The organism is Actinospica robiniae DSM 44927 (assembly GCF_000504285.1).
In the GTDB taxonomy this organism is placed as follows: domain Bacteria; phylum Actinomycetota; class Actinomycetes; order Streptomycetales; family Catenulisporaceae; genus Actinospica; species Actinospica robiniae.
On record NZ_KI632511.1, the window covers coordinates 2,934,418 to 2,949,026 of the forward strand.

At 70.3% G+C, this 14,609-nt stretch carries 12 protein-coding genes; 4 read left to right on the forward strand and 8 right to left on the reverse strand.

All coding sequences use genetic code 11. The annotated features are described in order from the left end of the window. Positions 1–12: 12 nt before the first annotated feature. Positions 13–1,089, forward strand: coding sequence for a hypothetical protein (locus tag ACTRO_RS12640; RefSeq protein ID WP_063627985.1), 1,077 nt, complete (start codon positions 13–15; stop codon positions 1,087–1,089). Here ACTRO_RS12640 and ACTRO_RS12645 read toward each other — a convergent pair. After that, the gene (locus ACTRO_RS12645) at positions 1,086–2,363 is read right to left on the reverse strand and encodes a hypothetical protein (protein ID WP_034263324.1); all 1,278 of its coding nucleotides are present in this window, start codon (positions 2,361–2,363) and stop codon (positions 1,086–1,088) included. The genes ACTRO_RS12640 and ACTRO_RS12645 overlap by 4 nt on opposite strands. Before the next feature lie 196 nt (positions 2,364–2,559). Next, positions 2,560–5,265: an ATP-binding protein gene (locus tag ACTRO_RS12650; protein WP_034263326.1), complete on the reverse strand. Its 2,706-nt coding sequence runs from the start codon at positions 5,263–5,265 to the stop codon at positions 2,560–2,562. 121 nt (positions 5,266–5,386) lie between these two features. Between ACTRO_RS12650 and ACTRO_RS12655 the strand changes: the two genes are divergently transcribed. Then, complete coding sequence (locus ACTRO_RS12655; RefSeq protein WP_034263328.1) at positions 5,387–5,989, forward strand: HD domain-containing protein; 603 nt, start codon at positions 5,387–5,389, stop codon at positions 5,987–5,989. On the opposite strand, the gene ACTRO_RS12660 is transcribed toward ACTRO_RS12655, so the two are convergent. Further along, the gene (locus ACTRO_RS12660) at positions 5,990–6,844 is read right to left on the reverse strand and encodes a hypothetical protein (protein ID WP_157436100.1); all 855 of its coding nucleotides are present in this window, start codon (positions 6,842–6,844) and stop codon (positions 5,990–5,992) included. Positions 6,845–6,923: 79 nt separating this feature from the next. Here ACTRO_RS12660 and ACTRO_RS12665 point away from each other — a divergent pair, with 79 nt between their 5' ends. After that, the gene (locus tag ACTRO_RS12665) at positions 6,924–7,442 is read left to right on the forward strand and encodes a GNAT family N-acetyltransferase (RefSeq protein ID WP_051450743.1); all 519 of its coding nucleotides are present in this window, start codon (positions 6,924–6,926) and stop codon (positions 7,440–7,442) included. Between the two features lie 28 nt (positions 7,443–7,470). On the opposite strand, the gene ACTRO_RS12670 is transcribed toward ACTRO_RS12665, so the two are convergent. Continuing rightward, positions 7,471–8,148 (reverse strand): ATP-binding protein, encoded by a 678-nt coding sequence (locus ACTRO_RS12670; protein ID WP_034263331.1) that lies wholly within the window; start codon positions 8,146–8,148, stop codon positions 7,471–7,473. A 741-nt stretch (positions 8,149–8,889) separates the two neighbouring features. Between ACTRO_RS12670 and ACTRO_RS47155 the strand changes: the two genes are divergently transcribed. Continuing rightward, positions 8,890–9,501, forward strand: a complete 612-nt coding sequence (locus ACTRO_RS47155; protein WP_157436102.1) for a hypothetical protein — start codon at positions 8,890–8,892, stop codon at positions 9,499–9,501. Between the two features lie 305 nt (positions 9,502–9,806). Here ACTRO_RS47155 and arfA read toward each other — a convergent pair whose 3' ends face one another. The 4 genes from arfA to ACTRO_RS12690 all read right to left on the reverse strand — a co-directional run bounded on the left by arfA (position 9,807) and on the right by ACTRO_RS12690 (position 14,608). Beyond that, entirely contained in the window at positions 9,807–11,321 is a 1,515-nt protein-coding gene (arfA, locus tag ACTRO_RS12675) for an arabinosylfuranosidase ArfA (RefSeq protein WP_034263333.1), read from the reverse strand. Positions 11,322–11,413: 92 nt separating this feature from the next. Further along, entirely contained in the window at positions 11,414–12,328 is a 915-nt protein-coding gene (locus ACTRO_RS12680; protein WP_084316218.1) for a carbohydrate ABC transporter permease, read from the reverse strand. After that, on the reverse strand, positions 12,318–13,256 hold the full coding sequence (locus ACTRO_RS12685; RefSeq protein WP_034263334.1) for a carbohydrate ABC transporter permease: 939 nt from the start codon (positions 13,254–13,256) through the stop codon (positions 12,318–12,320). Before ACTRO_RS12685 ends, ACTRO_RS12680 begins: the two co-directional genes overlap by 11 nt. A gap of 68 nt (positions 13,257–13,324) precedes the next feature. Further along, positions 13,325–14,608 carry an extracellular solute-binding protein gene (locus ACTRO_RS12690; RefSeq protein WP_084316219.1) on the reverse strand — a complete coding sequence of 428 codons (1,284 nt, stop codon included), beginning with the start codon at positions 14,606–14,608 and terminating at the stop codon, positions 13,325–13,327. Position 14,609: the final 1 nt, after the last annotated feature.

A 14,609-nucleotide genomic window follows, 5' to 3' on the forward strand; every position in this document is an offset into this window, starting at 1 on the left:
TATAATCCGGCAATGGTCATCACGCCCTTGCCGCCGAAGGCGTTGCCCGTCAACGCGATGACGCCCCTTGAGATACCGGGGACTCCGACGTGGCTGATCCTGTCTGAGGACGGCCGGATCCACCGCTGGGAGAGCGACTCCGGCGCGTGCGACCTCGTCGGCACGACGACACTCGTCGCGCAGCTCCCGTCCCTGCACGCCGCTGATCACGAGCGCGCCTCCGTGCGGATCCACGCGTCGCCCAGCGGCCGTTTCGCCGCCGTCGTCATCGATTACGGCAGCGAAGGCGTGGTCATCGATCTGTCCACCGGCCAGCAGGTCCTCGAACTTCACGGTGGGACCTATTGCGAGGAGCACGTGCCGTTCTCCATCGCCTTCGCGAACCACCAGGGCCGGGAGATCCTGATCCACCGCACCGATTGGAACCGGCTCGACGCCACCGACCTGGTCACCGGCGAAGAACTGGCGGCGCGCGCGACCCCCGAGCCCGCGAGTGACGCGGGAGTCGAAAGCCCGCCCCACTATCTCGACTACTTCCACGGCGCGCTGCACGCCAACCCGTCGGGCTCCCGTATCGCCGACGACGGCTGGCTCTGGCACCCGCTCGGCGAGGTCTCGGTGTGGTCGATCGAGCCGTGGCTGGCCGACAATCCCTTCGAGTCGGAGGACGGCGCCAGCCTGGTGGCCCTGTGCTGGCGGGAGTACTACTGGGACCACGCGATGGTCTGGCTCGACGACCACCGGATCGCCGTCGGCGGCATCGGTGACCGCGAGACGAACATCGTCCCAGGAGCGCGGATCTTCGACCTGCGCCGCTTCCCCAGCGGTCCGCACGAACGGTCCGCCGCCCCCGAGGTTTTCGCCTTCGCCGGGCCCGGCGACCGTTTCTTCGCCGCGGACGGCTTGCTCTACGCCGTCGCCGAATCAGGGCTCGAGGTCTGGGACCCCGACACCGGAGCCCGCCTGGGATCCGTGCCGGACTTCCACCCGACTCTCCACCACCGCACCGCGCGGGAACTGGCCGCACGCGACGAGACCAGCCTCATCCGCTGGCTCATACAGCCATTCTCAGAGGCCGGGTTCGCCTAGAAAGGCGGCCCGGGCTGGGGGTCTACAGGGCACCACGCCGCCGGTCGATTCCGCCACGAATGCGGATACGGTGGTGCGCCGCAGCGCTCGACGGAGCATGCGTCTGCGTGGCGTGACTCCCATGCGCCGAGCGATCCGGGACGGCGGAGGTCGATCTTCGCGCGGCGCACGATCTGGTGCGCGAGTCGGAACTGCTGCGGACGAGGCAGCGTGGCGGGGAGTGCGTCCACCAGTCGGGCGGCGAGTCGGCGCGAGCCAGTGAGCTGAGTCCCGTCGGACATCGTGAGCAGGGCGTGAAACCAGCTCAGTCCGTCCGGGTGCTCCGACCGGCGACGTGAGCGGTCCGGTTCGGCCATCAGGAAGTGGACCGGGCCCGGGGCCAGGTGGCCGATCGTCCAGGCGGCCAGAGCGTCGCGTTGCCCGCTCGGTTCGTCGCATCCGATCGTCCACGCGACGAAGGTCTCGGCGTCGATCGGCCTGACGATACGGGCCGCCGGCGGCACGGGGCGGCGCAACGGCCCGGTCCGCACCGGCCAGCCGAACGGGTCCGTCAGCCGGTCCCACGCCCGGGGCCGGTCGGGCGGGCGATTGCGCTCCCCGCGGTCGCGGCGCTCTGCCCGCCGCAGGATACGGTCGACCCGGGTCGGCGGGCTCCAGCGGCAGCCGGCCTGCGCGATCCAGCCCTGCATCCGCTCGCGCACTTCGGGCGAGTCGATCCCCCACTCCCAGTCCATCGGCCGACGGCCGATCCCCTGCGGGACGAACCGCGACGTCCGCGCCACGCTCGGCAGGTTGTGAGTCCGGTCGGCCAGCTGCCAGATGTGCTGCAGCGTGTCCCGGCCAAGCCGCTCGCTCGCCGGCCGAGCGGGATCGGCCAGCTCCCGGATCTCGGCGAGCGCCGCGCCGGCGATGATCAGCGCCGCTTCATAATCCCCGACCCTGCGCCGACGTGGCACGGGGAGCTCGGGCGGGCGGACGCGCGGAGCGGGTGGCGTCCAGGGCCGATGGCAGCCCTCTTCCCGCAGTCCGGCGAGGAACTGGTCCCGGACCCGCTGCTCCGCGCCGCTCCAGAACGCCGTCATCCACGCGCGGCCGCGGCGGCCGGAGAACCGCGCGACCAGACCGATCTGCGGGAGCTGATAAACCGTCTCGGCCCACATCGCGATCTGATCGAGGTTCGCCTCGCTGTAGCGCTCGATCGGCGGCTGACAGCTGGTGGACGCGCTCCGGATCCTCAAGATTCCGTACGACGCCACGATCAGCGCCGCGTCCACGTCAGAGCCTTCGATGGCCGTCCGCGCCCCACCTTGGGCTCCCGTCCATGCTCGTAGAGTAGTCAGTGATCTTTGCGTTTTATCCGTTTCAGCGAGTACCCGCGCTCGTTCGGAAAGGCCGGCGGCCGGGCCGTGCACAAGGCGGACGCGCTGAAGAAGGAGAGGGACCGCTGAGAAGTCACGGCGACGCGCCGGCTCAGAGCCGTCGGGTCCAGCGCTCCTCACCCAGGCGGATCCGGGCGTCGAGGCTGGGGCTGGCGAACTTCCGCGCGTCCTGCTTGAGATCGGTGTAGCGGTCGAGCGCGGAGATCGCGCCTTCCCTCACCCCGGCCAGATCGGCCAGGCCGCAGCCGGCCATCCGCTGGCCCAGCTGGTCTCCGGTGGTGCGGAAGTTGCTCAGCGCGCACTCCAGGTGCTTCCCCGCCGCGTCGATCCGGCCGCTTTCGAGCTCCGTGTTCCCCAGCCCCAGCTCGGCGTTCGCGATCCCGTCGAGCTGCCGGATGTCGCGGAACAGGTCCCGGGCCCGCTCGAAGTGCAGGCGCGCGAGCTCGGTGCGCTCCCGGGCGAGGAAGAGCCGGCCCAGGTCGAGGAGGGCGTACGCCTCGCCGTTGCGTGAGCCGAGCTCCGCGTACAGCGCGCGCGCCTCCTCCAGCGCCTCGGCCGCGTCGGCGAAGCGGCCGAGCTCGAGGTGCACCCGGCCGAGGTTCCACAGCACGTTCGCCTCCCCGTGCTTGCGGCCGAGTTGCGCGAACACGCTCCTGGCCTCCAGGTAGAGCGAGGTGGCCAGGTCGAGGTCGCCGAAACCCTGGTAGACCCGGCCGAGGTCGACCAGCCGGTTGGCCAGCGACTGGGTGTCGCCGACCACGTACGCGAGCTCGACCGCGCGGGTGAGCCGGTCGGCGGCGCCGGCCAGGTCGGCCTCGGCGTATCTGACCCGGCCGATCGTCCACAGCGCCCTGCTCTCCCCGCTCAGGTCGCTCAGCTCGGTGAAGGTCTCCAGCGCCGCGGTGGCGAGCTGCTCGGCGGCCGGAAGGCGCGCTGCCATGTAGTGGTGTCCGGCCAGCAGCACCTGGGCGTTGGCGCGGGCCAGGGAGTGGTCGAGCGCTTCGAAGATGTCCAACGCGCGCTCGCCGGCCGAGCACGCGCCGTCGTTGTTCCCGGAGAGCTGGTTGGCCGTGCTCAGATGCATCAGGGCGATGCCCTGCCACAGCGGATCGGCCTCGTCCTCGGCCCGGGCGGCGGCATGCTGATGCAGGGCCCTGCTCTGCTCCCAATGCCCTTCGCCCAGCAGGAATCCGGCCAGGTCGGCCAGCAGCGTGTGAGCTACCTGATGCCTTCCCTGCTCGTGGCTATGCACTATGGCGGCGATCAGGTTCACGCGCTCGGTGCGCAGCCAGGCGAGGCTCGCGGCCTCGGAGGCGAGCTGCGGCACCGAGCACGGCGCCGGCGTCCGAGACACCGGCCAGCTGCGCGTCATCCGGGAGCTGAGATCAGAGGCCTGCGCCGTGGTTTGCAGGTAGTAGCCCAGCAGCCGCTCGTAGGCGCGCTCGTCGTCGTCGCTGATCTTGCCGGCCCGCTCGAACAGGGACCGGGCGAAGAGCCGGACCAGGTCGTGGAAGCCGTAGCGGCCAGGGCCGCACGGAATCAGCAGATTGTGATCGTGGATCGATTCGAGCACGCGCGCGGCGGTGCGCATGTCCGTGCCGAGCAGGTTCGCGGCCGCGTACGCGTCCCAGTGCACGCCGGGCACCAGGGCCAGCCGGCGGAACAGCAGGCGCTCGCGCTCGGGCAGCCGGGAGTAGGACAGCTCCAGCGCCGCGGCCACGTCGCGGTCCTCGGTGCGCAGGGCTTCGAGGCGGCCGCGCTCGTCGCGCAGGTCCTCTATCACCGCGTCGAACCCGAGCGCGGGGTGGTGGCGCACGCGCGCGGCGGTCATCCGGATCGCCAGCGGGATGTTGCCGCAGAGCCGGACGATCTCGACCAGGCGCGGGTCGGCGCGCGCCTCCGGTCCCAGGTTGGCGATCTTGACGAAGAGGTCGAGCGCCTCCGTGTCGGCCAGGGACGGGAGCGAGACCGGCAGCACGTCGTCGAGGTCGACCATGCGCACCCGGCTGGTGATCACTACCAGGCAGCCCGCCGAGCCCGGCAGCAGCGGCCGGACCTGGGCGGCGTTGGCCGCGTTGTCCAGCAGGATCATGATCCGCCGCCCGTGCACCCGGTCGCGCAGGCACGCCGCCCGCGCGTCCACGCCCTCGGGGATCTGCTCGGGGGCCACCCCGAGCGACCGCAGCAGGTGAAGCAGGGCCCTGACCGGCTCCAGCGGCTCGAACCCGGGGGTGTGGCCGTGCAGGTCCAGGTAGAGCCGGCCGTCCGGGAAGAGGCCGCTGACGCGGTGGGCCACGTGCACGGCCAGCGCCGACTTGCCCATCCCGCCCATGCCGTCCACCGAGCAGACGACCGGCCAGTCGCTCTGCCCGGCCGTCTCCGTGATCGTACGTTCGAGCTCTGCGATCTCGGCGGCCCGCCCGGTGAACGTGCGGATGTCGGCCGGGAGCTGGAACGGCCCGGCCGATATGGCGCCCGCCGTGGCGCGCGGCTCGGCTTCGTGGGCCGGTGCGTCCTCGTGCGGGGTGCGCGGGCCCGGCGACACCTGGGCGAGCAGGCTCAGCAGTGCCGCGTCGTCGATCCCGAGCGAGGCCGTGAGGCTCTCCACCGCGGACCGCGTGACGAGCCGCTTGCCGTTGAGCCAGCGTTCCCAGGACGAGCGCCCGTAGTGCGTGCGCGCGGAGAGGTCCTCGAGTGTCAGGTGGTGGACGTTCTTGAGTATGCGGAGTTCGTTGACCAGGGCCCGGAACGGTGGCTCGAGATCGTCTGGAAGCTCTGACCCGCTCCTGTGTGCCACAACCCACTCCCCTGGTACCCACACGCGGAGACGAGATCTTCTCACAAGATGTGACATGCTGTCATTCACAGCCGCCGATCGAGGCGGCCGACCCGCCCGGGGGCGGAGGGGATCGCGCGTGATGCAGACTTTCGCGGTCAAGGACGGATGGCCCGCCGCGCGCAGGCGTTGGACGGACCGGCTGCCGGCGGACGTGCTGACGGCCCTCGACGAGGCCGTGGAGTTCGCACTTCTCCAACACGGCGACCAGAAGCGCCCGGCCGGCGAACCGTATCTGGAGCACCTGCTCGAGGCGACGTCAGTGCTCGTGGATGCCGTCGGGGTCACCGACGCCGACATCCTGCGGGCCGCGGTGCTGCACGACGTGGTCGAGGACACCGACTGCACGCTCGATCAGGTGCGGGAACGCTTCGGCGACCGCGTCGCGACCCTGGTCGACTGGGTCACCAAGCCTCCGCGCGACGAAGGCGTCAGCCGCGAGCAGGCGCGCGCGGCGTATCTCGAGCGGCTGCGCGGCGCTCCGGACGAGGCGATCCTGGTGAAGCTGGCCGACCGGCTCAGCAACGCGCAGCGGCTCGACACCCATCCCCGGCGCGAGAAGGCCGGCGCCTACTACGACGAGACCGTTCGCAGTGTCCTGCCGCTCGCCGAACCCCACCCGTGGTTCCGCGACTGGTTCGCCGCCTGGCGCATTGCGTTCGCCGGGCTAGGCGCGACCGGCTGATCAGCCCCCTGCTTTCGTGTCCGCGGTCAGGAAGCCGCCGGCGCTGAGCGCCGCCGCTCCGGTGCACGGATCGTCGGTCGGCGCGGCCCATGCCCGCATCATCATCGAGTCCGAGGTGCCGGCCGAGCCGTGGTCGGCCCAGGACGCCTGGATCCATCGATAGCTGACATAGATGCAGCCGCCGCCGGGCTGCGGCAGCGCGAGGGCCGCGTCGGGCTTGTGCTGGAGCGTGTCCGTGCCGCCGGCGAAGTCCGCCGCGGTGACGCCGGCGAACGCCGAAGCACCGGTGGGGCCGCTCAGCCCGATCGACTTCTCGGCTGCGGACAGCGTCGTCGGGATGGCTTTCAACGCGATCCCGGCACCGTAGTGCTCTGCGTCCTCTTGCTCGCTGAGCTGCCGCGCGGCCGTCGCCTTCGCCACGTCGGTGGTGAGCGAGGCCGCGCACGAGGCATGCGACTTCGTGTCCTTATAGCCGTAGTACCCGACGGTGAAGGTGTAGCAGGCGATGCCCGAAGGGGCCATGTCCGTCTCACCCTGCATGTGGTCCTGTGGGCTGCCCCCGCCGAGGACGACTGTGAGCGTGAGCACCTGGGACGGCCCCGGCGCGCCCGACAGGCTCGTGTGCGTGACGTATCCGCCGCCGTAGCCCTCGACGACCGACGTGGCGACGTCCTCGCCCCCCGGCCCGTTCGCGACGGAGTCCTGGAGCATGAGAAGGACGTATTGCGATCGCTGCACGGTGATCGGGTCCGTGTTGTTGTCGGCGATGATCGACCCGCAACCGCTCACGACCGTCGTGATCAGGCCGAGGACGGCGGGAGCCGCGGCACGGCGCATCGATCTGCTGAGTCTCAAGAGTCCCCCTCGTGGAATCCCGCTTACTCTACGGGAATCCACTCGCGCGGGAATGCACGGGTTTGCTAGGAAGGGGATCATGAGAATTCGGCACGGCGGTCCCGATGACATCCCCGCGGTCCTGGCGCTCGGCGACGAGGCGGTGGTGTGGATGAACGAGCGCGGCAACACCCAGCAGTGGGGCACGACGCCGTGGACCGGCAACGAGAAGCGCGAAGCGACGGTGCGCGAACGCGCGCACGGCGGCGGCATGCGGATCATGGCCGACGAGGACGGCGCGGTGCTCGGCGCCCTCGTGATCACCGAGACCCCACAGCCCTACGTCCCGGCCGTCGACGAGCGGGAACTCTACGTCAATCTTCTGCTGGTCTCGCGCCGCCACAGCGGCCGTGGCATCGGTGCCGCACTGATCGACCGGGCCCGGCTGGAGGCCGACGAGCGCGGCATCGGCCTGATCCGTGTCGACTGCTGGGCCGGCGAGCAGGGATCGCTGGTGCGCGTCTACGAGGGCTACGGCTTCGCGCGGGTGCAGGAGTTCACCGTCGCGACGCCGGCCGGGGACTGGCCCGGCATGCTGCTCGCGATGCGCACGGAGTAGCAGGTCCGCCGAGCGCGCCTACTACCAGTCACCACATCCCGCCGAGAGCAGTGCGGTAGTCCCACCAATCACTCATCGCGGTGTAAGCGCGTTCGACGACGTCCTCCCAGGGGCGCGCCTGGGTGAAGATCACGTCGCAGTGCGGCTGGCGGCCCTTGTGCTCCTGGGCTCGGCGGACGAGTTCCGCTTGGACCAGCATCGAGGTGCGCACCCGCAGGTCGAGGACGTCGTCGGGACAGGACCGGGACCGGAGGTTGGCGCGGATCTGCTCCTCGGTCTCCATGAGGAGCACGACGAAGTCGAAGCCGAGGGCGGGCAGGGCGTGGCGGCCGGTGACGACGGTGTGCGGAGACTCGAAGTAGTCGTCCAGGTGCAGGCGAGGCTGCGCGACCTGGACGGCTTTGACGGCCGGGAACAGCACGTCCGCGGCACGGAACCTCGCCTCGGCCAGTTCCTGCGCCGTCGCGGGGGTCTCGCCTTCGGGAAACGCTCGCCAGTCCTCGGCGTCCCGGTAGAACAGCTCGGGATGCTGCCCCTCGCCGGCCATGGCCTTCGCCGCCACGAGCACGTCGCTGCTGTCGACGACGTGGCCGTTGTACCGGTCGGCGAGCTTGTAGGCGAATCGAGTGCGGCCGGTGCCGGATGCGCCGCACACGATCGTCTCGGACCACTGTCCGCGGATCACCTTCAACGGCTTGTCGGTCATCCGCCCATCATGCCGTGGCCACGCCCGGTATACCAGTGCTTTGTCATGCTGGCGCCCCGGACCGGGATCAGTCCGGGGCGCCGCGCCGTCCCGAAGGCGGGCTTCTACTGCGAATTGATGATCGGCTGATGCTCTTGGGGCGTGGTGGCTTGTCAGGTCGGGGTGGTTGGCGGGCGGCGGGCGGCGGCCGCTTCGCGTCGCCCGGTTTGTCTGACCACCCACGCCCACCCCTTTGCGTTGGCGGGGCGGGCTGCGGTTTCAAGACGAAAAGCGCCGCTGGCAGGCCCTTCCCTCGGAGAGAATGCCGGGGTCGCGTGGGTGCTGGCGTTGACGGGGCGGGCTGAGGTTCGGGATGGTGAGGTTGCGGGGGCGTGCTCTCTCCTCGGACGGGCACCAGAGGCAATCAGGAACCTGCCGGGAGGTCAAGCGGCGGCGGCCCTCGTTGATGCTCGATCTTGCATCGCGCCGCTTGACCTCCCGGCAGAACCCTGATCGGGCTTCGCCTGCCCGACCGAGGAGAGAACCCACCCCCTGAGGGACCGGTGTGAGCTGCGCTCGGGCAGACCATCCTGCGGCCCGATCGCGATCGGTGCGGAAGAATCGTGCATCGCCGTTCTAGGCGCCGTCTTCTTCTCTACTACTTCAACGCCGGGAAGCGCGCCCGAGTGCCCGGAATCTCCATTATTTTTTCTTTTCCAGCAAAGGCCGGATTCACGGCTTTTGTCGGTGATGGCGTCTAGCATGGAAGAGTACGGAGGATCGGGACCTGCGACGGGAGGGGTGGTGGACGGGATGGCCGGGCAGCTGACGCCAGGGGTGTGGCTGAAAGCCGTGCAGGAATTCCCCTCGGCGTGCGACCGTGCCGCGCGATCTTGCGCGTTGCGTGAGCACCGGGCGGATCCGACCGGGGTGATGCAGAATCCTTCCGCATCGGACACGGCCGGCATGCGGGATTCTGCCGCGAGATCCGGGATCGGAGTCGATCGCGCCGAGGCCAATGCAGGATCCGACATCAAGCGCGACCCGAGCACACCGAGTCCATTCGGGCAGATCGAGGACCTGGACGGCCGGATCACGGCGATGCAGAATCCTTCCGCACCGAACGCGACCACGACACGGGACTCGACCGCGCGGATCGAGGATCGAGATGACCGGATCACGGCGATGCAAGATTCTTCCGCACCGAGCGCGACCGGGCCACAGGCCAGGAGCCGGCCCGAGCGCAGCTCGCACCGGACCCTCAGGGGGTGGGCTCTCTCCTCGGTCGGGCAGGCGAAGCCCGATCAGGGTTCTGCCGGGAGGTCAAGCGGCGCCATGCAAAATCGGCCATCAGCGCAAATCGCCGCCGCTTGACCTCCCGGCAGGTCCCTGATTGCCTCCGGGGACCGACCGAGGAGAGAGCACACCCCCGGCACCCCACCACCCCGAACCCCAGCCCGCCCCACCAACCACACCACCCATGCAACCCCGGCACTCTCTCCGAGAGAAGGGCCCCCGCCGGAGGCGAAAGCTTGAAACCCCAGCCCGCCCCGCGACGCAACGGGTGGGAGGGTGGTCAGACGAACCGGGCGACGCGAAGCGGCCGCCCACACCACAACGACCACCCCGACCCGACAAGCCACCACCCCCACCAACACTCAGCCGATCATCAAATCGCTCTAGCGGACCGGGGCGGCCTCGAGCCGCAGAACGCTCCAGGACACCGGCGGCAGGACGACCGAGAGGCTGCCCGCGGCCAGTTCGTGCTGCGCACTCTCGCGCGGGGTGACCCGGTCCGGCGCGCTCTGCGAGTTGGTCGCCATCAGGTCGCCGCCGCCCATCACCAGGTGCTCGACGACGCGCAGGTCCTCGCCGACGACCAGCTTCAGGTCGAGCCGGCCGGACTCCCGCTCGTCCCGGTTGACCGCGAAGACGGTCAGCGCGCCGGTCTCCGGGTCGCGGGTGGCCGTGACGTCGACCGAGGGCGCACCGGCGCCGTCCGGCGCGGCGACCTCGGGCGAGGCCGGCTCGACCCGCAGCACCTGGCCGCGGGCGTGCCGGGCGGTGAGCGCGAACGGGTGGAAGATGGTCTGGCGCCACGCGGTGCCGTCCGGCTCGGTGCGGATCGGCGCGATCACGTTGACCAGCTGGGCGAGGCAGGCCACGCCGATCCGGTCGGCGTGCCGCAGCAGGCTCATCAGCAGGCTGCCGACGACCACCGCGTCCTCGGTGGTGTATTCGTCCTCGATCAGCCGCGGCGCCTCGGCCCAGTCCAGGTTGTCCTGGCCGGCGAAGCGGCTCTCGTACCACAGGTTCCACTCGTCGAACGAGAGCTTGAGCTTGCGCCGCGAGCGCTTCTTCGCCCCGATGTGGTCGCAGGTGGCCACCACGCCCTCGATGAACGCGTCCATGGTGTGGGCGGAGGCGAGGAACTGCGCGCGGTTGGTCGGGGTCTGCTCGAAGTACGCGTGCAGGGAGATGTAGTCGACGAAGTCGTAGGCCTGGTCGAGTACTTCGGCCTCCCAGCTGCCGAAGGTGGGCATGCGCTCGTTGGAGCTGCCGCAGGCGACCAGCTCGATGTCGGGGTCGATCCGGCGCATCGCCTTGGCCGTCTCCGCGGCCAACTGGCCGTACTGGGTGGCGGTCTTCTGCCCGATCTGCCAAGGGCCGTCCATCTCGTTGCCCAGGCACCACAACCGGATCGCGTGCGGGTCGCGAACGCCGTGGGCGATGCGCAGGTCGGAGTAGCGGGTGCCGCCGGCGAAGTTCGCGTACTCCAGCAGGTTGCAGGCGTCCTCGACGCCGCGGGTGCCGAGGTTGACCGCCATCATCGGCTCGACGCCGGCCTGCCGGGACCAGCTCATGAACTCGTTGAGGCCGAAGGTGTTGCGCTCGATCGAGCGCCAGGCCGTGTCGAGGGTGACCGGCCGGTCCTCGCGCGGGCCGACGCCGTCCTCCCACCGGTAGCCGGAGACGAAGTTGCCGCCGGGGTAACGCACGACGCTGACGCCGAGCTCCTTAGTGAGGGTCAACACGTCGGCGCGCAGGCCGTCGGCATCCGCGGCCGGGTGGCCGGGATCGTAGACGCCGCCGTAGACGCAGCGCCCCATGTGCTCGACGAACGACCCGAACAGCCGGGGTGGGACGGGGGCTATGACGAAGGCGGGGTCGATGGTCGCCGTGCTGGTGAACACGCGTGCTCCGTTTCGGGAGGAGGCCGGGCGTTGCGGATCCGGCCGGGGACGGTCAGTGGTGGAGGATGCGGCTGCGGGGAGGATGCGCGGCGCTACTTCAGGCCGGTGGTCGCCACGCCCTGGACGAAGAAGCGCTGCAGCAGCAGGAAGGCGATCGCCAGCGGGGTCAACGAGATCGCGGCGCCAGCCATGAGAGCGGCGTGGTCGACGCCGGACTGGCTGGAGAACATCGTGAGCGCGGCCGGCAGCGTCTGCATCCGCGTCAGGGTGCTGACGACGAGCGGCCAGAGGAAGTCGTTCCACAGCGCGGCGAACTGGATGATGAACAGCGTGGCCAGCGCGGGCTTGGCGTTGGGCAGGATGATCCGCCAGTAGACGGTGAACGCGTTCGCCCCGTCGATCCGGGCGGCCTCGTCGAGTTCGCGCGGCAGCTGCCGGAAGGACTGGCGCAGCAGGAAGATGCCCAGCGCGCTGGTGGCGCGCGGGATGATCAGGCCCTGATAGCTGTTGAGCCAGCCGAGGTGGAACAGGTTGAGGAACACCGGCACCAGGGTGACCTGGAACGGCACCATCAGGGTGGCCAGGATCAGCAGGAAGATCACGTTCTGGCCGCGGAACTTGAGCCGGGCCAACGCATACGCGGTCATCGAGTCGAACCACAGCAGCAGCAGGGTGGTGCCGCCGGCGAAGACGAAGGTGTTGACGATCAGGCGGACGAACGGCAGCTGGGTCAGCACCGCGCGCACGCCGTGCAGGGTCCACTGGCCCGGCAGCAGCCGCGCGGGGTCGGCGTAGAGGTCTGCGTTGGTACGGAAGGCGACGCCGAGCATCCAGGCGAAGGGCACTGCGATGGCCAGCGCGCCGGCCACCACGATGAGCCAGGACACCACACCGCCGAGCCCGGAGGCCAGCCGCAGCAACCGCGGAAGGATCGGCGGCGGCTCGTCGCGGCCGAGGCCGCGGGCTCCGGCGGGAGCGAGCGTCCGCTGCGGGGAGCTAATCGTCATCGCGGTCTCCCGCCAGCTTCAGCTGCACGGCCGAGACCGCCAGGATGATGACGAACAGCACCCAGGCGATGGCGCTGGCGTATCCCATGTCGGATTCCACGAAGCCCTTCTGGTACAGGTACATCACGACCGATTCGGTGGAGAAGACCGGCCCGCCGCCGGTCATGGCGAACACGAGGTCGAACAGCTGCAGCCCGGTGATCGTGCCGATCAGCATGGTGAACAGCAGCGACGGCCGCAGCGCGGGCAGGGTGACGTGCCGGAACCGGCGCCAGGGTCCCGCGCCGTCCAGGGTCGCGGCCTCGTACAGGTCGGCCGGCACCTGCTGCATCCCGGCCAGCAGCACGATCATGGTGAACCCGACGTTCTTCCACAGCCCGACCGCGATGACGGTGGGCAGGGCCAGGCCGGTGGACTGCAGCCAGTTCGGCGGCGAGGAGACGCCGAGGTCGGAGAGCCAGGCGTCGACCAGGCCGACCTGCGGGTCGAGCAGGAACTTCCAGATCACGCCCACCACGACGAGCGAGGCGATGTACGGGAAGAAGTACGCGGTGCGCAGCAGCGAGGAGTACCAGGTGGTGCGCCGCAGCCGGCTGGCGATCCCCAGGCCGAGCACGACCTGGCCGACGGTGACCACGGCCGTGTAGATCACCGTGACCTTCAGCGCGTTCCAGAACCGGGAGTCGTGCCAGAGCGCGGTGTAGTTGCCGAAGCCGGCGAACGGGCTGCTGCCCGCCCCGATCGTGTAGTGCTCCAGGCTCAGCCAGCCGGACTGCAGGATCGGCTCGGCGATGAACACGGCGATGATGAACAGGCTCGGCGCGATGAACAGGTAGGCGCTGTTGAAGCGCCGCCGCCCGCGCCGGGCGGGCGCCCGGCCGCGCGAGAGCCCGCCGCGCGCCGCGGGCGCGGGGTCGAGCTGTGCCATCTCTTCCTCCTCCACTCGTCGGTCGCCCGGGCGGCGGGGGCCGGAGCCGCCCGCCGCCCGGGGCGGGGTCAGCTCTTGCAGCCCGTCAGCTGGTTGATCTGCTGCGCCGCGGAGTCCGTGGTGGACTGGACGTTCGCGCCGCGCTCGATCTTCTGGATCATCGGCACGTAGACGTCGCCGTCGATGCTGGTGGCCTTGGGCTGGCCGGCCAGGTAGAGCCGCGCGTCCGGCAGAGCCTGGGCGAAGAGCGTGGCGTCGCCGGCCACGGCCGAGGCCAGGTCGGTGCGGGCCGGCGGGAAGCCGGATATCTGGGAGAACTTCGTCTGCGCGGTCTTGCTGGTGTACCAGGCCAGGAACTCCTTGGCCTCGGCGGCGTGCGGCGTGGCCTTCTCGATCATCAGCGGCACGGTCGAGGCCAGGGTCACCGGTCCGGCCGAGCCCACCGGCACCTGCGCCATGCCGAGGTCGATGCCCGCGGACTTGTAGCCGGCCGCGGCCCACGGCCCGTTGATCTCCATCGCCGCCTTCTTCGAGGAGAAGAGGGTGTCGGCGTCCGCGCCGGCCTGGCCGACCGGGCTGATGTGGTTCTGGATGACCAGCCGGCTCCACTGGGTCAGCGCAGCGACGCTGGCGGCGTCGTTCACCTTGGCGCAGCCGTCCGAGCCGATGATGTCGCCGCCGCTCATCCACTGCAGGATCGGCCACATCTGGATCGTGTTGTTGTCGGCCAGGGAGAGCCCGTACTGCGTCGTCTTGCCGCCCGAACCGAGCGTCAGCTTCTTGGCGTCGGCGATGAAGTCGGCCTCGGTGGTCGGCGCCGAGGTGATCCCGGCGGCGGTGAACATGTCCTTGTTGTAGTAGAGGACGAGCGTGGCCATGTTCGCCGGCACGGCGTAGAGCTGGCCGTTGACGGTGAAGGCGTCGCGCACCGAGGAGGGGAAGGCGGCCGAGTCGATCTGCTCGTCGCCGGTGCCGGTCGCGCCGGTGAGCGGCAGCACCGAGTTCGTGGTGATGTAGTTGAAGATCGAGCCCGGGTCGGAACTCGGGGTGGCCAGGTCGGGGCCCTGCCCGGTGGCCCAGGACTCGGGCAGCTTCTGGGCCACGGTGGCCCAGGGCTCGACGGTCATGGTGACATGGATCTTGGGGTGTGTCTGGTTGAACTCCTTGACCAGCGCCTGGTACGAGGCCTCGTCCGGACCGGTGAAGCCGGTGAGCATGGTCAGCTGGACCACCCCGTCGCTGGAGGTGGTGCTGCTCACGCCGTTGTTGCCGCAGCCGGCCAGGGCGGCGGACAGGGCGGTCAGCGTGGCCACGGCCGCCGCGGTGCGCCCGCGTCGCTTGATTGAGACCATG

Coding starts and splice junctions, on each gene's coding strand:
- ACTRO_RS12640 (WP_063627985.1), top strand. CDS start 13: ATGGTCATCACGCCCTTGCCGCCGAAGGCGTTGCCCGTCAACGCGATG.
- ACTRO_RS12655 (WP_034263328.1), top strand. CDS start 5,387: ATGCAGACTTTCGCGGTCAAGGACGGATGGCCCGCCGCGCGCAGGCGT.
- ACTRO_RS12665 (WP_051450743.1), top strand. CDS start 6,924: ATGAGAATTCGGCACGGCGGTCCCGATGACATCCCCGCGGTCCTGGCG.
- ACTRO_RS12670 (WP_034263331.1), bottom strand. CDS start 8,148: ATGACCGACAAGCCGTTGAAGGTGATCCGCGGACAGTGGTCCGAGACG.
- ACTRO_RS47155 (WP_157436102.1), top strand. CDS start 8,890: ATGGAAGAGTACGGAGGATCGGGACCTGCGACGGGAGGGGTGGTGGAC.
- ACTRO_RS12680 (WP_084316218.1), bottom strand. CDS start 12,328: ATGACGATTAGCTCCCCGCAGCGGACGCTCGCTCCCGCCGGAGCCCGC.
- ACTRO_RS12685 (WP_034263334.1), bottom strand. CDS start 13,256: ATGGCACAGCTCGACCCCGCGCCCGCGGCGCGCGGCGGGCTCTCGCGC.
- ACTRO_RS12690 (WP_084316219.1), bottom strand. CDS start 14,608: ATGGTCTCAATCAAGCGACGCGGGCGCACCGCGGCGGCCGTGGCCACG.